The organism is Dyella japonica A8 (genome assembly GCF_000725385.1).
Taxonomy (GTDB): domain Bacteria; phylum Pseudomonadota; class Gammaproteobacteria; order Xanthomonadales; family Rhodanobacteraceae; genus Dyella; species Dyella japonica_C.
The window spans coordinates 79,177-99,529 of sequence record NZ_CP008884.1; the positions used below are offsets into that span (position 1 = coordinate 79,177).

General features: G+C 65.5%; 14 protein-coding genes. 7 read left to right on the forward strand and 7 right to left on the reverse strand.

The window, feature by feature from the left end; all coding sequences use genetic code 11:
• Positions 1-64: 64 nt before the first annotated feature.
• The 3 genes from HY57_RS00350 (at position 65) to purH (ending at position 3,180) form a co-directional block, all read left to right on the forward strand.
• Positions 65-856, forward strand: a complete 792-nt coding sequence (locus HY57_RS00350; protein WP_019463976.1) for a zinc-ribbon and DUF3426 domain-containing protein — start codon at positions 65-67, stop codon at positions 854-856.
• A gap of 286 nt (positions 857-1,142) precedes the next feature.
• Positions 1,143-1,430 carry a helix-turn-helix domain-containing protein gene (locus HY57_RS00355; protein WP_019463975.1) on the forward strand — a complete coding sequence of 96 codons (288 nt, stop codon included), beginning with the start codon at positions 1,143-1,145 and terminating at the stop codon, positions 1,428-1,430.
• A gap of 139 nt (positions 1,431-1,569) precedes the next feature.
• Positions 1,570-3,180, forward strand: a complete 1,611-nt coding sequence (gene purH, locus HY57_RS00360) for a bifunctional phosphoribosylaminoimidazolecarboxamide formyltransferase/IMP cyclohydrolase (protein WP_026033707.1) — start codon at positions 1,570-1,572, stop codon at positions 3,178-3,180.
• Between the two features lie 1,053 nt (positions 3,181-4,233).
• Here the strand turns inward: purH and HY57_RS00365 are convergent.
• The gene (locus tag HY57_RS00365) at positions 4,234-5,235 is read right to left on the reverse strand and encodes a bile acid:sodium symporter family protein (protein WP_019463510.1); all 1,002 of its coding nucleotides are present in this window, start codon (positions 5,233-5,235) and stop codon (positions 4,234-4,236) included.
• A 94-nt stretch (positions 5,236-5,329) separates the two neighbouring features.
• Between HY57_RS00365 and HY57_RS00370 the strand changes: the two genes are divergently transcribed.
• Entirely contained in the window at positions 5,330-6,208 is an 879-nt protein-coding gene (locus HY57_RS00370; RefSeq protein ID WP_019463511.1) for a LysR family transcriptional regulator, read from the forward strand.
• A 233-nt stretch (positions 6,209-6,441) separates the two neighbouring features.
• A complete protein-coding gene (locus HY57_RS00375) occupies positions 6,442-7,167 on the forward strand; it encodes a glutathione S-transferase (RefSeq protein ID WP_019466155.1) in 726 nt (241 codons plus the stop codon).
• Here the strand turns inward: HY57_RS00375 and HY57_RS00380 are convergent.
• A complete protein-coding gene (locus HY57_RS00380) occupies positions 7,164-7,595 on the reverse strand; it encodes an EamA family transporter (RefSeq protein WP_019466154.1) in 432 nt (143 codons plus the stop codon). The genes HY57_RS00375 and HY57_RS00380 overlap by 4 nt on opposite strands.
• 36 nt (positions 7,596-7,631) lie before the next feature.
• Positions 7,632-8,159, reverse strand: a complete 528-nt coding sequence (locus HY57_RS00385; RefSeq protein ID WP_081500694.1) for a DUF2782 domain-containing protein — start codon at positions 8,157-8,159, stop codon at positions 7,632-7,634.
• 163 nt (positions 8,160-8,322) lie between these two features.
• On the opposite strand from HY57_RS00385, the gene polA reads away from it, so the two are divergent.
• Together polA and HY57_RS00395 are read left to right on the forward strand one after the other, a co-directional pair.
• Positions 8,323-11,085 carry a DNA polymerase I gene (polA, locus tag HY57_RS00390; protein ID WP_019466152.1) on the forward strand — a complete coding sequence of 921 codons (2,763 nt, stop codon included), beginning with the start codon at positions 8,323-8,325 and terminating at the stop codon, positions 11,083-11,085.
• A gap of 490 nt (positions 11,086-11,575) precedes the next feature.
• A complete protein-coding gene (locus HY57_RS00395) occupies positions 11,576-12,604 on the forward strand; it encodes a LacI family DNA-binding transcriptional regulator (RefSeq protein ID WP_026034082.1) in 1,029 nt (342 codons plus the stop codon).
• 105 nt (positions 12,605-12,709) lie between these two features.
• Here the strand turns inward: HY57_RS00395 and HY57_RS00400 are convergent, their stop codons facing one another.
• Genes HY57_RS00400 through HY57_RS00415 form a run of 4 tightly spaced genes read right to left on the reverse strand, consistent with a single transcriptional unit; the run spans position 12,710 to position 20,314 of the window.
• Positions 12,710-14,197 carry an MFS transporter gene (locus tag HY57_RS00400; protein ID WP_019466150.1) on the reverse strand — a complete coding sequence of 496 codons (1,488 nt, stop codon included), beginning with the start codon at positions 14,195-14,197 and terminating at the stop codon, positions 12,710-12,712.
• Complete coding sequence (locus HY57_RS00405; RefSeq protein WP_019466149.1) at positions 14,194-16,416, reverse strand: hypothetical protein; 2,223 nt, start codon at positions 16,414-16,416, stop codon at positions 14,194-14,196. The genes HY57_RS00400 and HY57_RS00405 overlap by 4 nt, the downstream gene beginning before the upstream one ends.
• The gene (locus tag HY57_RS00410; RefSeq protein WP_019466148.1) at positions 16,413-18,743 is read right to left on the reverse strand and encodes a TIM-barrel domain-containing protein; all 2,331 of its coding nucleotides are present in this window, start codon (positions 18,741-18,743) and stop codon (positions 16,413-16,415) included. Before HY57_RS00410 ends, HY57_RS00405 begins: the two co-directional genes overlap by 4 nt.
• Positions 18,743-20,314: an alpha-amylase family glycosyl hydrolase gene (locus HY57_RS00415; RefSeq protein ID WP_026034080.1), complete on the reverse strand. Its 1,572-nt coding sequence runs from the start codon at positions 20,312-20,314 to the stop codon at positions 18,743-18,745. Before HY57_RS00415 ends, HY57_RS00410 begins: the two co-directional genes overlap by 1 nt.
• Positions 20,315-20,353 lie beyond the last annotated feature (39 nt).

Consider the following 20,353-nt stretch of genomic DNA (forward strand, 5'->3'; position numbering starts at 1 on the left):
GTGCGCGGATGATTTGTCGCGTCCGGTGCACTAGGCTTGCCCGAACCCGATCACCACGGCCCTCATGTACGCCCAGTGTCCCGAATGCCTCACCGTGTTCTCGCTGAATGCGGAAACGATTGCCCGTGCGTGCGGCATCGTGGCGTGCGGGCATTGCGACGCGACGTTCGATGCGCTGTCCAACCTCAGCGACCAGCTGCCACCCGAGCCCTTTCAGCGACTTCGCGCGTGGGACAAGGGTGGCCAGCCGCCGCGACTGGATCTCGCCGTCTATCGGCCGCCGACGGAACCACCCGCCGTCGCCGATGCACCCGTTGCCGCACCGGCACCGCTCGACGACTTCGCCGACCTGGTGGTGGCGCCGCGCTTTGCGCGCAAGCCGGAAAAAAAGCGCCGCTGGCCGTGGATCACCGCCTGCAGCCTGCTGCTGCTCGCCCTGGTCGGCCAGCTTGGCTGGGCCAAGCGCGAGGCCTTGATCAGCGACGACAGCACGGGGCCTTTGTTGCGCCAGGCTTGCGCGACGCTGGGTTGCCAGCTGCCGCTGGTGCAGGACACCTCGCGCCTGAGCCTGGTCGCGCGCGACGTACAGGCGCACCCCTCCGTGCCCGGCGCACTGCTGATCACGGCAAACCTGCGCAACGATGCGGCCTTCGCACAGCCCTATCCCGTCGTATCCGTCACCTTGTCGGATGCCAATGGCAACAAGCTGGCCATGCGTCGCCTGCGTCCCGCCGAGTACCTGGGCGATGCCGCGGTGCTGCAGAAAGGCATTCCGCCCGGCGGCAGCGCCGCCCTGATGCTTGAAGTGGAAGACCCGGGCGGCAAGGCCGTCGCCTTCGAGTTCGGTTTCGAATAGCCATCCATTTGGCCGATGGCAAGGCGAAGCGTTTCATGCCTTGCAGGATGATTCACGACACAGGCACAGGTCGTGCCATCGGCGCAAGTGAATGTCCATAGGACATTTTGTATCCGCGGGACCATGCGCTTCCTACTAACCGGGTACTTAAAATTCTCGGCCCGCAAGAGTAAACTCACCCCTTCGTCTTGTGCTGCACCCGGCGTTCCATGCGAGCCGCCGCCCGCGGTATTGCCATAAACATGGCAGTGGCCTACGTAGCTGCTGCGTTAGAACGTGAGGGGAAATGCCCGTGAACGCCGTAAGACTGCCTGCCAACGAGTCTTCGAAAGAGACGTCGTCGCAGAGCGCCTTGAGCGAATGCGTGAGCCGCACCGTGCGCCGTTATCTCGCCGACATCGGTGATACGGAGTGCGACGAGGGTTTGCACGCGCTCGTTATTCGCGAAGTCGAAGGCCCTCTCCTGCGCGAAGTGCTCGCCTGGCATGACGGCAACCAGAGCCGCGCCGCCGCGGTGCTGGGCATCAATCGCGCCACGCTGCGCAAGAAGCTCGCCACCCACGGCCTGCTGTAACGCCTCCGCGCGTTTGCGCGCCGCATGAGCCGGCGCGCCTCACACCGTATTTAGCCATCCAAGCCGCGGGCGCCACGCATCCGGACGGCCATCCCGTCAGACGGCTATAATGCACGGCTTCCCCGCCTTGGAAGCCACCATGCCCGCCTCTGCCGTAACCCCCATTCGCCGCGCGCTGCTCAGCGTGTCGGACAAGACCGGACTGATCGCCCTGGGCCAGCGCCTGCACAAGGCCGGCGTGGAGCTGCTTTCCACCGGTGGCAGCGCCAAGGCGCTGCGCGACGCGGGCATTCCGGTAAAGGACGTGAGCGAAGTCACCGGCTTTCCCGAGATCATGGACGGCCGCGTCAAGACGCTGCACCCGAAGGTGCATGGCGGCCTGCTCGGCCGCCGCGGCACCGACGATGCCGTGATGACGCAGCTGGACATCGCGCCGATCGACCTCTTGGTGCTCAACCTCTATCCGTTCGAGCAGACGGTTGCACGTGCCGACTGCACGCTGGAAGAAGCCATCGAGAACATCGACATCGGCGGCCCGGCGATGCTGCGCTCGGCAGCGAAGAACTGGAACGACGTCGGCGTGCTCACCTCGCCCGACCAGTACGACGAAGCGCTGGCCGAAATCGAAGCGCACGGCGGCCTGGCCCGCGCCACGCGCTTCAAGCTCGCCGTTGCCGCGTTCAACCGCGTGTCGAACTACGACGGCGCGATCAGCGACTATCTTTCGGCGCTGAAGCTCAACGACGACCACAACGCCATCGCGGGCCGCGAGCTGTTCCCCGCGCAGACCAACGGTCGCTTCGTGAAGATGATGGACCTGCGCTACGGCGAGAATCCGCACCAGCAGGCCGCGTTCTACCGCGACCTGTATCCGGCGCCGGGCACGCTGGCCACCTTCCGTCAGCTGCAGGGCAAGGAACTGTCGTTCAACAACATCGCCGACTCCGACGCCGCCTGGGAATGCGTACGTAGTTTTACCAAGCCGGCCTGCGTGATCGTGAAGCACGCCAACCCCTGCGGCGTGGCGGTGAGCCTGGACGGCATCGGCCGCGCTTACGACCTCGCCTACCAGACCGACCCCACCTCGGCGTTCGGCGGCATCATCGCCTTCAACCGCGTCGTCGACGCGGCCACCGCAAAGGCCATCGTGGACCGCCAGTTCGTCGAAGTGGTGCTGGCCCCGGGCTATGAGGACGACGCGCTCAAGGTGTTCGTGAAGAAGACCAACGTGCGCGTGCTGGAAATCCCCCCGCCGGCCGATGGCGACCTGGCCAAGGCTCATCCGGGCAACGACTCGCGTCGCGTCGGTTCGGGCCTGCTGATCCAGACCGCCGACCGCGCGATGGTCAAGGCCGAAGACCTGAAGATCGTCACCCAGCGCGCGCCGACGCCGGCCGAGATCGACGACCTGATCTTCGCGTGGAAGGTGGCCAAGTACGTCAAGAGCAACGCCATCGTGTACGCGAAGAACCGCCAGACCATCGGCGTGGGCGCAGGCCAGATGAGCCGCGTGTACAGCGCGAAGATCGCCGGCATCAAGGCGGCAGACGAGAAGCTGGAAGTGCGCGGCTCGGTGATGGCTTCCGATGCGTTCTTCCCGTTCCGCGACGGTATTGATGCGGCGGCGGCCGCTGGCATCAGCGCGGTGATCCAGCCGGGTGGCTCGATGCGCGATGCGGAGGTGATTGCCGCTGCGGATGAGCATGGGATGGCGATGGTGTTTACGGGGATTCGTCATTTCAGGCATTGAGTTGGTGGGTTTGATGCTGGATGGCTGACGAAGAGGGGCGCCCATGGCGCCCCTTTTTGTTGTTGCGTAAGTCTCTGGAAGCGCCGGCTTGCCGAGTGCGTATGACACAACGCCACTTTCTTGCCTCAGTGCTTCACTCTTTGGCTGTCATCCCGGCGTGGGCCGGAAGCGCTTCACAACAGCCGAAGGCTGGTCATCCAGTTTCGGTAGTGGTCGGCTGTCGCCTCATACGCTCCCGCGATCTGGCCGCTTACGCAGCGGGCGTTTCGACCTTCTGCCGAAGGCCGAGTCACTTTTCTTTTGCTGGCCCAAAAGAAAAGTAACCCAAAGAAAACGGCCTTGAGAGCCAGAGCTGACAGCATGTCGTGGGGATAAGCCCGAACGCTTGAAGCAGGTTGTTGCTTAGCGACCTTCACCTCTACACAGCGGATACTTCCAAGCACCTCGCAACGCGCCCTGGCGATGAGGACTTAAAGCAGCACCTCGCTTCGCTTTGGCGGGATCGGGATACGCGCCGCCGCCAGCTTTTCTGTGGGAGCGCACCCTGTGCGCGACAGCCTAACGGAGCGGTGACTACGAGATGCCTCTGTCGCGCACAGGGTGCGCTCCCACAGGGGACTCGCCACTTCGGGATGCTCCGCTTACGGTTCGGGTTTTGCTTCGGCTTCTAGCTTCTAGTTTTTGATCTTGGCTCTTGATCTCCCGGGTCCCCGTATGACGCGGCGGGAGGGTAGAGATCAGGCACCCCTGCGGGGCAGGAGCCCCGACGAAAAGCCCGGAACCCGCCCGCGGACCTTCCGGGCCATAGGCCCGGAAGGCGCGTCATCCGGGGGCCCTTTTCTTTGGTTACTTTCTGACGCGAAGCTAATCCCTGTGGGACTTGGGCAAGCAAGAGCAAGTGACCCGGACTGCGGCAGCAATTCGGAAGCCCGCCGCAGGCGAGCCAGATTGCCGCATCGCGACAACCAAATACCGAGGCTCCGGATGACCAGCCATACGGCTGTTGAAAAGCGCCTCCTGCCTACGCAGGGGTGACGATACGAAACGGTGGGGCTAGATTGCCCCCTCCCCCACCCCATCACACCTCAACTCCACCGGCCGCGCCGCATACCTCCGCGCCAACACCGCGCACGTCATCAACTGAATCTGATGGAACAGCATGATCGGCAACACGATCGTGCCCAATGGATGCCCCGCAAACAGCACCTTCGCCATCGGCACACCACTGGCCAGGCTCTTCTTCGAACCACAGAACACGATGGTGATCTCGTCCTCGCGATCGAATCCCAGCGCACGCGAGCCATATCGCGTCATCAGCAGCGCGATGGCAAGCAACACCGCATTGACCACCAGCAAACCGCCCAGCACCGGTAGTGGAATCTGCTTCCACAAACCCTGCAGCACCGCCGCACTGAATGCCGTGTAGACCACCAGCAGGATCGAGCCCTGGTCCACGTAGGACAGCACGGAGCGGTTGCGCTGTACCCAGCGGCCAATCCAGCGTTGGGCGACTTGTCCCGCCACGAACGGCACCAGCAGTTGCAACACGATGGCGCCGATGGAACCCCAGTTCAGGCCACTCTGCCCGTGCGATTCCAGCATCACGCCCACCAGCAGTGGCGTGATGAAGATGCCCAGCAGGCTAGATGCGGACGCTGAGCAGATCGCCGCCGGCACGTTGCCGCGCGCCATCGAGGTAAAGGCAATGGACGACTGCACCGTCGACGGCAACGTGCACAGGAACAGCACGCCCAGGTAGAGCGCTGGCGTCACCAGCGGTTGCAGCAGCGGGCGCAGCAGCAGGCCAAGCAACGGGAACAGCACGAAGGTGCTGCCCAGCACCGTCAGGTGCAGGCGCCAGTGCGTCATGCCAGCCACCACCGCCTCGCGGGATAGCTTTGCACCATGCAGGAAGAACAGCAGCGCGATGGCCAGGTCCGTCAGCACGTTGAACACGCTGGCCGCAGTGCCGCGACAGGGCAGCAGGCTGGCCAGCAGCACCGTAACGATCAGGGCGCAGGTAAAACGGTCGGGCAGGAAGCGACGCAGGAACATGGCCGTCGGGACACATCGGGGGATGGCCGCCATTGGACCGCCAGCTCATTGATTAATCAAATCGTTTTATCTGATCTACTGATACCATATAGGCATGAATATCAGCCTGCGCCAGCTTCGCGCGTTTCTCGCCGTGGCCCGCCAGCAGCACTTTCGCCGCGCGGCGGAGAGCCTGCACCTGAGCCAGCCGGCGGTCAGTCGCTACATCGCCGAACTGGAAGCGGAGCTGGGGCTGCGCCTGTTTGACCGCACGACCCGCGAAGTCGTGCCCACCGATGCCGGCCGCTATCTGGAAAGCGCCATCGGCCGCGTGCTGGACGAGCTCGAGGGCGTGCTCTCGCACGTCCACTCGGAGAGCGAACGCAAGCGCGGCAAGGTACACGTGGCCTCCGTGCCCACGCTGTCGGCTGGCCTGATGCCCCGCTGCATCGCCGACTGCGCGGTGCGCTACCCGGAGCTCACTATCCAGCTGCATGACCAGGCACAGACCCTGGTGCTGGACAGCGTGCGCGGTGGCGAGGTGGATTTCGGCGTCGCCATCGATCCGCCGCTCACCGGCGAGTTCGACATCGAACCCCTGCTGCGCGACCCGTTCGTGCTGGTATGCCGTCCCGACCATTCGCTTGCCCGCCTGGACAAGGTGCCGTGGCGCAAGCTGCAGGGGCAGCCGCTGATCCTGCTTGATTACTCCTCCGGCAGTCGTCGCCTGATCGATCACGCGCTGGCCAGCCGCGGTATCGAAGCCCATGTCGTGCAGCAGACCGGCCACACGCTGACCGCGTTCCGCATGGTGGAGGCCGGGCTAGGCATCAGCGTAAGTCCCGCGCTGGCACCACCGCCGGATTCACTGGTCACCCGGCCGCTGACGCCGCAAGAGAGTCGCGAGGTGGTGCTGATCAAACGCCGGCAGCGCTCGCTGTCGCCATTGGCCACGCTCGTGTGGGATCAGCTGCAAGCGCTGACCAAGCACTAAGCCCCCACCCCGTGGGAGCGCACCCTGTGCGCGACAGCGGCGCAGCGAGCCGACTCTGTCACCGACAGGGCCAGTGCCTGGCAAGACTAGGCGAAACATGTATTGAAGAACCGTGGAGTCCGCGGTCGCGCACAGGGTGCGCTCCCACAGGTGGGGCGTCGAGTGCACGGTCCGCTCACGCTTCGTTGAGCGCCGACAACCTAGCCTCACGCCTTTCTACGAAGGCCTACGTCATGCGCTACGAGCTTTACTACTGGACGGGCATCCAGGGCCGCGGCGAATTCGTCCGCCTCGCCCTGGAGGACGCGGGAGCCGACTACCGCGACGTCGCGCGCGAGCAAGGCGACCAGGCCATCATGCCGTTCCTGCGCGGTGAGCATCCTGGCGCACTGCCGTTTGCCCCTCCCTTCCTGCGCGCGGGCCGGCAACTGATCGCGCAGACCGCGAACATCCTCGCGTTTCTCGCGCCCCGGCACGGACTGGTACCAACCTCCGCTACCAGCCAGACCTATGCCATGCAGCTGCAGCAGACCATCAGCGACGTGGTGGCCGAAGCACACGACACACATCACCCCATCTCGGTCGAGCAGTACTACGACCAGCAACGCGTCGAGGCACGCAAGCGCGCGGCTGCCTTCCGCAGCGAGCGCATGCCGAAATACCTGGGCTATTTCGAGCGGGTGCTGGAACGTGGCGATGGGCGCCATGCCATCGGGCGCCGGCATTCGTACGTGGACTTGTCGCTGTTCCAGCTGATGTCGGGACTGGAGTACGCGTTCCCCAACACCATGAAAGGGCTGCGCCGGCGCACGACCCGGCTGCGCTCGCTAAGCGACCGCGTGGCGGAAAGACCGAATATCGCTGCCTACCTGGCGTCGCCGCGCCGCATCCCGTTCAACGAGGACGGCATCTTCCGCCACTACCCGGAACTGGATGAAAACCAGAACACCTCTGTTTAGAACACCGCGATGACAATGGCCCCGGCGACGATGAGCCCGCCGCCGATGGCCAGCGACCAGCTGAGCTGTTCACCCAGCAGCAGCACGCCAAGCACGATGGCCATGGCCACGCTGAGCTTGTCGATCGGCGCCACCTTGCTTACCGGTCCCAGTTGCAGGGCGCGGTAATAGCAGAGCCACGAGAGTCCCGTGGCGATGCCGGACAGCACCAGGAATACCCAGCTGCTGACCGGCAAACCAGTGGGGCGGGCCCACTCGTTCCGCAGGCTGAGGATGCCCGCGGTGACCAGCAGGATCACGATGGTGCGGATGAAGGTGGCGAGGTTGGAGTTGATTCCCGCCACGCCCATCTTGCCGAACAGTGCCGTCAGCGCGGCGAAGAACGCCGAGCCCAGGGCGAAGAGCAGCCAGCTCTCGCGCAGGTTCATGCCAGCCCTGTCGGTAGCGGACGCATGGGCGGGGACTCAGCCGCCGTTGTCCTGGTCATTCGCCGGGCGGCTCTTGCCCCACTCCATGACCTTGTACATGACCGGCTTCACCGGCTCGCCGGCCTGGTTCGTCCATGCGCCCTTCTGGTCGACCATATAGGTCTGCGGAATACCGCCCTTGGGCGTCACGATCACCATGTAGACCTGACCGCTGCGGCTGTATTCCTGGATGGTCTGGTCGCCCTCGGTGCGCACGCGGACCTGCGGCGGCGCATTGCCGTTGGCGTCGCGCGGCTGCGCATCGGACGTGGCGGGCGTGGACGTGGCCGGCTGGCTCAGGGTGGCCTCGGTATCGGCCGAGACTTTGCCCGACGTGGACTTGGCGGACTTGGCCGCCTTGGGAGCGACGGGCGCCGGTGCCGGCGGCGGGGTCACGGCCTTCACCCCGGGATCATTCATGCCCGGCGGCGGCGGTGCCGGCGGGAACTGGTTGGCGGACGACTGGGCAAGCGCATTCGTTGCGACGGCCACACCAAGAACTGCAAACATGACAACGGGTTTCATGATGACGGCCTCCTGTGGGAAATGGAGCATAACAGCGCAAACCCGCACCGCTTGTGAAGCGGCGGTATGCCTCATTCATCGTCACGGATGGACGACACTGGCTCCGCCGCGCCATGCCTGAACGCGAGGCGCGCCCGCTGGTGAACGCATGCGAGAATGCCCCATGGCCAAACTCATCCTGATCGACGGTTCCTCTTACCTTTACCGCGCCTTCCATGCGCTCCCGCCGCTATCCAACGCGCAAGGCGAGCCCACCGGCGCCTTGTTCGGCGTGGTGAACATGCTGCGCGCGGCGCTCAAGGCGAAACCCGATTATGTGGCCTTCGTCAGCGATGCGCCGGGCCCCACGTTCCGCAACCAGCTCTACGATCAGTACAAGGCGAATCGCCCGCCGATGCCGGACGACCTGCGCGCGCAGGTGGAGCCGATGCTCGCCATCGTCGGCGCGCTGGGCTTCCCGATCCTGCGCGTCGGCGGCGTGGAGGCAGACGACGTGATCGGCACGCTCGCCCTGCAGGCGCACGCGCAAGGCATCGAGGTGGAGGTATCCACCGGCGACAAGGACCTCGCGCAGCTGGTGCGTCCTGGCGTGCACCTGGTCAACACGATGACCAACACGACGATGGACAATGCCGGCGTGATGGAGAAGTTCGGCGTCGAGCCGTCGCAGATCGTGGATTACCTGTCGCTCACCGGCGACACCGTCGACAACGTGCCGGGCGTGCCCAAGTGCGGCCCCAAGACGGCAGCCAAATGGCTGGCCGAGTACGGCACGCTCGATAACCTGATGGCCAACGCCGACAAGGTCGGCGGCAAGATCGGCGAGAGCCTGCGCGCCGCGCTGCCGCAACTGCCGCTGTCGCGCGAACTGGTGACCATCAAGACCGACGTGCCGCTGGACCAGTCGGTCACCGAACTGACGTTCCGCGAACGCCACGTTGATCAGTTGCGCGAGCTTTACACGCGCTATGAGTTCAAGGCGGCGCTGAAGGATCTGGACGCCGAATCGGCCGCAGCCCCTGTGCGCGACACGCACTCGCCGGGCACCTCTACTGAGGCCAGTCGCGCACAGGGTGCGCTCCCACAGAAAAGCAGTGACGCGCCGGAGCTTTCCATGGCCGGCCAGTACGAACTGGTCACCACGCAGGCACAGTTCGATGCGTGGATGGCGAAGATCGCCACCGCACCACTGGTGTCGTTCGACACCGAAACCACTTCCATCGACTCGATGCAGGCGGACATCGTGGGCCTCAGCCTGTCGGTGGAACCGGGCCACGCGTGCTATGTGCCGCTGGCGCATGATTATCCCGGCGCACCCGCGCAGCTTTCGCGCGAGCACGTGCTCGCCACGCTCAAGCCGTTCTTTGAGGACGCCAGCCGCCCGAAGATGGGCCAGCACGCCAAGTACGACATCAACATCCTGTCCAACTACGGCATCCGCCTGGCTGGCCTCCAGCATGATTCGATGCTGGAGTCCTACGTGTGGAACGCCACGGCGACGCGCCACGACATGGATTCGCTGGCGAAGAAATACCTCGACGTCGACACCATCAAGTACGAGCAGGTGGCCGGCAAGGGCGCCAAGCAGATTCCGTTCTCCCAGGTGGATGTGGACACCGCCTGCCGCTACGCCGCCGAGGACGCGGACATCACCCTGCGCCTGCACCACGCCCTGTGGCCCAAGCTGGAAACCGTGCCCTCGCTGCGCTCGGTGTACGAGAACATCGAGATTCCGCTGATCCCCGTGCTGGCATCCATGGAGCAGCGCGGTGTGCTGATCGACGTCAACGAACTGCGCATGCAGAGCCAGCAACTTGGCAAGCGCATGCTGGAGCTGCAGCAGGAAGCCTGGAAGGGCGCGGGCCACGAGTTCAACCTCGATTCGCCCAAGCAGCTGCAGGCCGTGCTGTTCGACGAGCTGGGCCTGCCCATCAAGGTGAAGACGCCCACGGGCCAGCCCTCGACCAACGAAGAAGCCCTGGAAGCAATCGCCGACGACCACGCGCTGCCGCGTTTGATCCTCGACTACCGCGGTCTGGCCAAGCTGCGCTCGACGTATACGGACAAGCTGGCGGAGATGGTCAACCCGCGCACCGGCCGCGTGCACACCAGCTACCACCAGGGCTCGGTGGCGACGGGGCGCGTGTCCTCATCCGACCCGAACCTGCAGAACATCCCCATCCGCACCGACGAGGGCCGGCGCATCCGCCAGGCCTTCGTGGCGCCGGAGGGCTGGGTGGTGCTGGCGGCCGACTACTCGCAGATCGAACTGCGCATCATGGCGCACCTGTCCGGCGACGAAGGCCTGCTCAAGGCCTTCCACGAAGGCGGCGACGTGCATCGAGCCACCGCCGCCGAGGTGTTCGGGCTCAAGCCGGAAGAAGTCAGCGCGAATCAGCGCCGTGCCGCCAAGGCCATCAACTTCGGCCTGATGTACGGCATGAGCGCGTTTGGCCTGGCCCGCCAGCTGGGCGTGGATCGCGGCGAGGCCAGCGATTACATGGCCCGCTATTTCTCACGCTATCCGGGCGTGCACGCCTTCATGGAGGCCACCCGCCAGCAGGCCCACCGGGATGGCTACGTGGAAACCCTGTTCGGCCGCCGCCTGTATCTGGAAAACCTCACCTCGCGCAACCAGGCCCTGCGCGCCGGCGCCGAGCGCGCCGCGGTCAACGCGCCCATGCAGGGTACGGCGGCCGACATCATCAAGCGCGCCATGATCACCGTTCACGACTGGCTGGGTACACGCAACGACGACGCCCACATGCTCATGCAGGTGCACGACGAACTGGTGTTCGAGGTGCGCAAGGAAGTCGTCGACGAGGTGCGGGCCGGCGTGATCGAGCGCATGTCCGGCGCGGCGAAGCTGTCCGTGCCGCTGCTGGTGGAGGCGGGGGTGGGCAAGAACTGGGACGAGGCGCACTGAGGGCGTCCGAGGCCTTCCGTCCCTGTGGGAGCGCACCCTGTGCGCGACCGCGGACTATGGCTACACACCAGTCTCCGACCGTGCCGCGAGATTCGTCGCGCACAGGGTGCGCTCCCACAGGGGCGGGAAGGCGTCGCCCCGCCTGAAATGTTCGATTTTCGTCAAATGAACAGCCCCTGACCAAAACTGACCTGGCGAGTGCAACTTTTGCCGCCTGCCGCGTTCTTAATCATCGGATGCACGCAACGGCATCCACGGGCCCGCCACCTCCCTGGACGGGCCCAACCGGTCAGCGAACCTCTCCCCTGGGTTTCGCTGCCACCCCGGCCCCGAGGATTCCCCCCTAATCCTCGGGGCCTTTTCTTTTCCGGCTCGTGGGCCGCGTCGCCGCAGGAAAGGACAGCGAGCACTCAAGCCGCTAGGATTTGCGCGAACCAATCATCTGGCCATAGGGAGCACGGCCGGCTCCGAGGGTCATTGCTGCGTGCAGATCAAGGGAAAAGTCACTTCGTTCGATATCGCCCACCTGGCTGGGGTCTCCCAGTCGACGGTGTCGCGTGCGCTGCGCGGCAGCCCGCTGGTGAATGAAGAAACCCGTCGGCGCATCCAGGCGGCGGTGGACGAGCTGAACTACAAGGTCGACAAGAACGCCTCCAGCCTGCGCGCCCGCCACACCGGCACCCTCGCCCTGCTGCTGTTCGAGGACCCGACGGCCGACGAATCGCACATCAACCCGTTCTTCCTCTCCATGCTGGGCTCGATTACGCGCGCCAGCGCCCAGCGCGGCTACGACCTGCTGATCTCGTTCCAGCAGTTCTCGCGCGACTGGCATGCGGACTACGCGGACAGCAAGAAGGCCGACGGCATCATTCTGCTCGGCTACGGCGACTACCTCGCCACGCGCGACAAGCTGCAGAAGCTGGTGGACCAGGGTACCCGCTGCGTGCGCTGGGGCGCCGTGCTGCCGGATCAGCCGGATGTCTCGGTGGGCTGCGACAACATCAGCGGCGGCCGCGAGGTCACCACGCACCTGCTGGAACAGGGTTGCCAGCGCGTCGCCTTCCTCGGCGACGCCTCCAGTCACTATCCCGAATTCTTCGACCGCTACCGCGGCTATTCGCGTGCGCTGAGCGATGCCGGCATGGATGCCGAATCGCTGCTGCAGGTGAACGCCGAGAGTACCGAGCAGTCCGGCTACCAGGCCATGGAAACCCTGCTGGCACGAGGCGTGGCGTTCGACGCCGTGTTCGCCGCCAGCGACCTGATCGCCATCGGCGCCATGCGCTCCCTGGCTGACCACGGCCTCAAGGTGCCGGACGATGTGGCGCTGGCCGGCTTCGACGACATCCCGGTGGCCAGCTTCGTCAACCCGCCGCTGACCACGGTGCTGCAGGACACGAAGCTCGCGGGCGAGATCCTGGTCGACAACCTGCTCGCGCTGATCCGCGGCGAGCCGGCGGAAAGCGCGATGCTGCCGGCGAAGCTGATCGTGCGGAAATCGAGCCTCAAGCCCCGCTGATTTCCGCCGCTTTTGTGGGAGCGCACCCTGTGCGCGACGCCCCATCGAAGAGGCGACCCTCCGCTCCGCGGTCGCGCACAGGGTGCGCTCCCACAAAGGGCGACACTACCGCGCCTCGGCAGCCGTCAACTGCGCCGACGGCTCCGCCACCCGCAACGTGCACAGCCCCGCAACCACCAGGCTCGCCCCACCCATCGCCAGTGCCCAGATCGGCTGCCCATGGAAGAACAGGCGCAGCAGCAGGCCCAGCACGCTGGCGGCCATCAGCTGGGGGATGACGATGAAGAAATTGAAGATGCCCATATAGACGCCCATCTTCGAGGCCGGCAGGTTGTCCGACAGCAGCGCGTACGGCAGCGACAGGATCGAGGCCCACGCGAAGCCCACGCCGACCATCGACACCAGCAGCCACTGCGGGTCACGGATCACCAGGAACGACAACAGCCCCGCGCCGCCCAGCCAGCAGTTGGCGAGATGACTGAGGCGCAGGCCCCAGCGACGCACCATCCAGGGAATGGCCGCCGCGGCGATGGCCGCAAAACCGTTGTAGGCGGCGAACAGCACGCCCACCCAGTTGGCGCCTTCGTTGTAGATGGCCGAATGGGTGTCGGTGGTGCCGTATTGCACCGAGGTCACCGCGGCCGTGGTGTAGATCCACAGCGCGAACAGGGCGAACCACGAGAAGAACTGCACCACGGCCAGCCGCCGCATGGTTTCCGGCATGCCGTAGAGGTCACCCATCACCTGCCGGAGCATGCCCCGCGTACGCGTGGCCGAGAGCCAGGAGAACAGTGCGCCGAACAGCACCAGGCCGCCGCCGAGCAGGTACAGCTCCTTCTCCAGCGCGTAATGACGGATGACCACCAGCAAGGCCAGCCCCGCGACCACCAGCACCACACCGAAGCGCCAGGCCCGCGACGCATCCACCGGCTCCGCTTCCACCGGACTGTCACTGAACGCCTCCAGTTCGGCCGGCGGGTACTCACGCGTGGTGAGCACCGTCCACAGCACGGAACCCAGCAACACCACGCCGCCGAGATAGAACGCGTACTTCACCGTGTCGGGAATGGCACCCTCGCCCGCCACGTTGCTCACACCCAGCTTGGCGAGCAACCACGGCAGCAGCGACGCCACCACCGAACCCAGGCCGATGAAGAAGCTCTGCATCGCATAGCCCACCGGCCGCTGTCGCGGCGGCAGCTGGTCGCCGACGAAGGCACGAAACGGCTCCATCGAAATGTTGATGGAGGCGTCCATGATCCACAGCAGTCCCGCCGCCACCCACAGCACCGGCGAGTTGGGCATGCACAGCAAGGCCAGCGTGGTCAGCACCGCGCCGATCAGGAAGTACGGCCGGCGCCGGCCCAGCCGCGTCCACGTGCGATCGGAGAGGTAGCCGATGACCGGCTGCACCAGCAGGCCGGAGAACGGGGCCGCGATCCACAGCGCCGGAATGTCGCCGACATCCGCGCCCAGCGTCTGGAAGATGCGGCTGACGTTCGCGTTCTGCAGGGCGAAGCCGAACTGGATGCCCAGGAAACCGAAGCACATGTTCCAGATCTGCCAGAACGACAGCTCGGGCTTGCGCGTCATGGCGCGACGGTTCCCTGCGGTGCCGGCGAGACAAACATCGCTTCCACGGCCGCGTCATTCACCGGGCCACTGGCCCCACCTTGTTCGCCGGTGTAATGCGCGTTGTGGCGCAGGTCACTCATGTTGAACCCCTGGTCGAGACGGAAACGGCAGGCCACGCCCGCCTGGGCCTTGAACGTGGCAGTGGCGGAACGCTGCGTTCCCACACTATGCGGCATCACGACCGGAACATGCTGCGGCGCTGCACCATCGCAGGACACGTCCATCATCTTCACCGCCGCGGTGATGCCCGTGTTGATCGGGCCATGGTTGTTCGCGTAGTCGAACGAGACAGTGAAGCTGCCGCCCTTGGCCGCCTTCCATTCCCACGGACCCGGCCCGCTAAGACGTGTCTCCTCGCCCTTGCACGTCGGCAGGCCAGGCAAGGATTCCAGGCCATCGTCGCCAACGCGCGTGAGCTGGAAGCACTGACGCGTGGTGCCCTTGGGCACCGTGAGGCTGCCATGGATCGGGCCGATGCGACGGCCGTCCAGATACAACATGGCCAAGCCGTCGACATCCACCCGCCAACCTTTCGGCGTATCCGTCACGGTGGGTGCGTCAGGCATGTCGGGACCGAACAGCGGCGCATCGATGCGCAAGGGTTTCGCGCCCGAACGGATCGCCTTCAGCTGGACGATGGTTTCCCCGTCCTGCTGGCGCTGCGACTGTGCAACCAGCAGGTCGCCATCGGCCTTGGCCGGGCGCAGCAGCGTGATGCGCTGGCCACGCAGCTCCAGCGTGATCTTCTGGCCGTCGCCGAACAGCGGTGCCAGCCAGGACACGGGCAGTTTCGGCTCGATCCAGCCGTCGTCGCCAAGGCCGAACACGCCGTTGATCACCATGTCGAGGTAACCCGCCACCGACCAGAGCTGGCGCGGCGAATTCACCACCGGCCCGCTCAGCTTGCCTTCGTCGACGTGCACCGCCTGCGAGACCAGTTCGTAGTTTTCCATGTTGGAGGACGCCAGGGCGGCGCCGCGCAGGATGGAATCCATCTCGTGCGCGATGCGCGGGGCATCGTCCACCACGCGTGCGGCGCGCAGCGAATACGCACTCACGAACGGCCAGATGGCACGGTTGTGATAGACGGGCTGGTCCTTGCGCTCGGGCCAGATCACCGGGCTTCCGGCCGGCCATGCGGGATAGTTCGCCAGCGTCTGTTTCGCCCTCGCCGGATCGGCCACGCCACTGGTCACCGCCAACGCGATGCCAAGCAGATCGTAACTGTCCACCGGCATGGCCGCCGGACCGATGTAGCTCATGTACATGCCGCGGTCGGCGCGCCAGAAGTGCGCGTTGATCGCCTGCTTGAGGGCGTTGGCCTGGGCAAGGTACTCCGTCGCGGACGCATCGTGCTTCCGCTCCGCGAGCTGCGCCGCCAGCTGCAGGGCCTGGTAATGCAGCACGTTGGTGGACAGGGCGAAAGACTCGCCGATGAAGCGCACGTCCTTCTCGGTCCATGCGGGATAGGTCTGTTCGCGCCAGTCGAGGAAGGAGGTCTCGCCGCGATACAAGCCCAGCGCCGGATCGAACACGTAAAGACGATCCTGCGCCAGCGTGTCCTGCAAGGCGTGCCAGGTGTCGTCGGCAAAAGCCCGGTCGTCCAGCAGGTGGCGCGCACCGAGGAACCACACCACGCGATCGGTGCTGATCGGCCAGCTGCCGCCCGAGCCGGTGTCCTGCATCACGTACAGGCCCTGCGGTGCCGACGGCTCGCGCACATCCGACAGCTTGAAGCGCAGCGACTGGCGCGCGCGGTCGGCATCGACACGCCACAACGCCAGGTCGATGGAGTACGACACGTCGCGCGTCCACACGTACGGCCATTTCTCGCCGGTGGCATAGCACACGCACGGTATGGATTGCCCTTGGTCGTAGGCACCGTCACGGATGGCGGCCACGGCATCATGGCCAAGATCGTCCTGCGCCATCGCGAAAAGGCCATCGAACAACGGGCTGGCTGTGTGCACGGACAGCTTCTGCGCCGGAATGACGCGATCCCCCGCTGGCGCATGCAGCACGAAACTGCCATCGGCCTGTGTGCCCATGCTGGCGAGCTTGCCGTGCCAGCTCACCGCGCCCTGCGCGGTGATCGCCTCGGCCTGCACAAGACCTGCCACCAGCCACGCCGCACAGGCAAGCGCGACGCGCGTGCGACGCGTCAGCGCGCCGCTCACGACTTCACCGCCGGCGTGGACAGCTGGATGCTCATGGCCTTGCCCGCATCGATCTTCACGTAGGTCACCTCGCCAAACCGATCGCTGCCGCGTGCCCAGCCTTGGCCATCCGATGCACGCAACGCATCCAGGCTGGCGGCCATCGGCATTGCCTTGCCATCGTTGCTCACCTCACCTGCGGCATGGCCGTGGATGGCCAGCACATAGGTGCGCAACGCGGGCTTGAAGCTGCCTGCCGGTGCCGTCGTGCGGAAGCTGACCACGTTGCCCTCGCGCCGCACCGACAATGTCTGCAGGAAGTAGGCACCCTTCTCGTAGCCGTAGGTTTCGCCGTCGTCGTCATAGACGTCGAAGCGCGTTTCGCCATCGGACGGAAACACCTGCACGTCCAGCGACGTCACCGGCTGCTGGCCCACATAATCCATCACCGGCTGCTGCGGGATGATGGCGCCCTCGCGCACGAACAGCGGGATATCGCTCCAGTTCGCCGAGTCCACGTCCAGGGTGACCTCGCGATCGCCTTCGTAGGTCTTGCCATCGAACCAGTTGATCCAACGGCCATGCGGCAGCTGCAGGTGCTTGGTGGCCTGACCTTGTTCCACGATGGGCGACACCAGCAGGTAGTCGCCAAACATCCAGGCATCGACGCGGTCGCGCTGGGCCGGGTCCTGCGGATAGGCAAACTGTAGAGGGCGCACCAACCCCACGCCGTCGGCATGCGCGTGGTGCTCGTAGCTGTAGATGTATGGAATCAGCGAGTAGCGCAGGCGGATGGCGTCGGTGGCGGCCTTTTCCGCGACGGGGCCGTAGACCCACGGCTGGCGCTTCTGTCCGAAATCGCCATGCACGCGGAACACCGGCGTAAACGCGCCGAACTGGATCCAGCGCGCGTAGTTCTCGTCGGTGGGGCGTGGCGCCTTGAAGCCGCCGCCGTCCATACCCCAGTGCATCGCGCCCACGTCGAACGCGGCGAGCATGCGCTGACGCTGCGCCGCCATGCTGGCGAAGCCGCTCTGGATGTCGCCCGACCACACGCCGTAAGCGTAGCGTTGCGCGCCAAGATAGAAATTGCGGTTGACCGACCAAACGCGCTGGTCGCTGACAGCGCGCTGGCCGTCGTACATCGCGCGCTGCATGTTGAGGAACTGGCTGTCGACGCCGCTGTCATCGGCTTCGTCATTCCACCAGCCCACGATGCCGGTCTCGAAGGAGTGCTTCAGCGCATCGTTGAAGAACCACGCGCGCACCTCCGGCTTGTCGAAGTCCACGTCACGCACCGGTTTGTGCGAGAAGTAGTCGGGCGCTTCCTTCGACTGCGCCAGCCAGTAGCCGCGCGCGGTGGCTTCACGCCCTTCCACGGTGTCCACATGCAGGCGCGGCTTCATGATGCCGGTCATGTGCACGCCGCGCTGGTCCATCTGCGCCTTGAGCTTGCCGTCGGGACCATCCGGGAACTTGTCGCTGTTCCAGCGGAACTCGCCCATGTCCTCGCCCCAGGCCTTCCAGTCGAAGTCGAAGGTGAAGTTGTCGATGGGGATGTGCCTGGCTCGATAGGTGTCGACCAGTTCCAGCGCTTCTTTCTGGTCGATGCCCCACTGGCTGTTGGTAAAGCCCATCGCCCACTTGGGAAACATCGGCGCCGCGCCGCTGAGCTGGCGCACCTGCGCGAACAGTGCATCGGGCGCGCCCACCAGCAGGTAGATCGTGCGCACGGGGGCTGCCTTGGCCCGGATGCGGATGTCGGTGGCGGACAAGTCGAAGCGCGCCGGCTCCGCATCCGCAAGCACGCCGTAGCCAGCGGTGCTCCACACGAACGGCGCACCGGTATGGCCTTGGCGGCCCGCCGTCGCGATCTGCTTGCCCTCGCGCAATAGGTTGCCGGTGTCGGCATCGAAGGCGTTGAGCCCGCCAATGCCGTACTGCGGGTCGCCCTTGGCATGGCGCAACGACCAACGGCCATCCAGCGCGCGCGACAGGTCCGCACTGAGCAGCAGGCGACCGGTGGCGTCCTCCACGCGCAGCTCCGTGCGACGCGGGTTCCAGCGCACGGCCAATGCCGCGGAGCGCAGGATCTGCTCGTCGCCTTGCGTTTCCCGCGTCACCTCGACCGGATCGAAACTGACCTGCTCGTCGATCACCGGCGTGGCCGGTTCGCGCGTGCCGTCCGCACGCAGCTGGACGATGCCCGGCGCCAGCAGGCGCAGTTCCAGCTTGCCCTTGGGCAGCACCAGTTCCATGCGATCGGCGCTGGCATCGTTGCGCGCCATGACCACCGGCGTGGCGGTCATGGCGGCAAGCAGCGCCAGCACGAGCAGGCGCGCGCGCATCAGTGCAACACCACGGTGCTGTAGGCAGGCAGCTTGAGGTTGCCACTGGCCAGGGTGGCTTGTGGCTTGGTGGTCAGCAGCACAGTGGCGTCCTTGGGCAGCAGGTCCGCCTTAGGTTTCCACACGGCGTCCTTGCCGGAAAGGTTATGCACCACCAGCAGCTTCTGCTTGCCGTCGTTGCGCCAGTACGCCACCAAGTTCGGCTTGCCGGTGGCCAGCACGGTCAGGTCGCCGTCGCGCAAGGCGCTGTTCTGCGCGCGCCAGCCGATCAGGGTACGGTAGGCGTTGTAGAGCGAGTTGGGATCGTCCTGCTCCGCCTGCACGGAAACCGCCGCACCCTGGTTCACGCTGGAGGGTTTCCAGCGGGACTCACCCGTACCTGCTTCGCGCGTCCAACGCATCGGCTCGCGCAGATTTTCATCGGGCTTCTTGCCTTCCATGCCCAGCTCTTCGCCGTAATAGATGTACGGCCGACCCGGCAGCGTCAGCAGCATGGCCGCCGCCATGCGCATATGGTCGAGGTTGCCATGGAGGCGGCTCATCACGCGTTCCTGGTCGTGGTTGGACAGGAACGTGGAATCAATGTGCGGACTATCTCCGGCAATCTTGTATGCGTCGTAGGTGTCCTTGAGCAGCTGGTCGAGCTTGCCGGCCTTCTCCCCCTTGGCGCTGACGATCAGCTGTTCCGCCAGCGGGAAGTCGAAGATCGAACCCAGCGGCTTGAGGTAAGGGGCCAGCTCCTTGGGCGAGTTCGCGCTGACTTCACCCACCAGGGTCACCTTCGGGTTCGTCTTGGCGAGCGCATCGTGGTATTCCGTCCACCACTGGACGTTCTTCTCCAGCGCCTTGGCGCTGTGCACGTCTGATTTGAAGTCGACGTAAATGTGCTTGGCGGCATCCAGGCGGAAGCCGTCCACGCCCTCGCCCAGCCAGTACTGGCCGACCTTGATCATCTCGGCGCGCACCGCCGGGTTGTCGTAGTTGAGGTCGGGCATGTGGCCACCGAAGTCGCCGATGTACCAGCCGTCGCTGCCGGCATGCCAGATCGGCGTGTCCGTGGCGCTCATGGCGTTGAGGTCCGGCTTCTTGGAGGTCCAGGTGTACCAGTCGCGATGCGTGTCGCCGGGATTCTGCGCCGCGACGAACCACGGATGCTCGTTGCTGGTGTGGTTGATCACCATGTCCATGGTCACCGCGATGCCGCGCTTGTGCGCTTCGGCCACCAGGTGTTCCAGGTCGGCCGTGGTGCCGTACTGCGGGTTGATGCCGTAGTAATCGGTGATGTCGTAGCCGTGGTAGCTCGGCGAGCTGTTGATCGGCATCAGCCAGATGCCGCTGATGCCCAGCTGCTTGAGGTAATCGAGCTTGGCGGTGACGCCGTTGAGGTCGCCGATGCCGTCGCCGTTGGTGTCGTACCAGGCGCGCACGAAGATTTCGTAATAGACGCCCGAAGGCTGGACGTTCGCGGCGGGTGTCGCCGGGGTGTCGGCCGCGCTGGCCGGCGTCATCCCCGTGCCGAGGGCGAGGGAGAAAGCGAGCGCGAGAGAACTGAACAGGCGATTCCGGGACATGCAAAGCTCCATCTAAAGCCGTGGGCCATCGACGGAACG

Coding starts and splice junctions, on each gene's coding strand:
- HY57_RS00350 (WP_019463976.1), top strand. CDS start 65: ATGTACGCCCAGTGTCCCGAATGCCTCACCGTGTTCTCGCTGAATGCG.
- HY57_RS00355 (WP_019463975.1), top strand. CDS start 1,143: ATGCCCGTGAACGCCGTAAGACTGCCTGCCAACGAGTCTTCGAAAGAG.
- purH (WP_026033707.1), top strand. CDS start 1,570: ATGCCCGCCTCTGCCGTAACCCCCATTCGCCGCGCGCTGCTCAGCGTG.
- HY57_RS00365 (WP_019463510.1), bottom strand. CDS start 5,235: ATGTTCCTGCGTCGCTTCCTGCCCGACCGTTTTACCTGCGCCCTGATC.
- HY57_RS00370 (WP_019463511.1), top strand. CDS start 5,330: ATGAATATCAGCCTGCGCCAGCTTCGCGCGTTTCTCGCCGTGGCCCGC.
- HY57_RS00375 (WP_019466155.1), top strand. CDS start 6,442: ATGCGCTACGAGCTTTACTACTGGACGGGCATCCAGGGCCGCGGCGAA.
- HY57_RS00380 (WP_019466154.1), bottom strand. CDS start 7,595: ATGAACCTGCGCGAGAGCTGGCTGCTCTTCGCCCTGGGCTCGGCGTTC.
- HY57_RS00385 (WP_081500694.1), bottom strand. CDS start 8,159: ATGAAACCCGTTGTCATGTTTGCAGTTCTTGGTGTGGCCGTCGCAACG.
- polA (WP_019466152.1), top strand. CDS start 8,323: ATGGCCAAACTCATCCTGATCGACGGTTCCTCTTACCTTTACCGCGCC.
- HY57_RS00400 (WP_019466150.1), bottom strand. CDS start 14,197: ATGACGCGCAAGCCCGAGCTGTCGTTCTGGCAGATCTGGAACATGTGC.
- HY57_RS00410 (WP_019466148.1), bottom strand. CDS start 18,743: ATGCGCGCGCGCCTGCTCGTGCTGGCGCTGCTTGCCGCCATGACCGCC.
- HY57_RS00415 (WP_026034080.1), bottom strand. CDS start 20,314: ATGTCCCGGAATCGCCTGTTCAGTTCTCTCGCGCTCGCTTTCTCCCTC.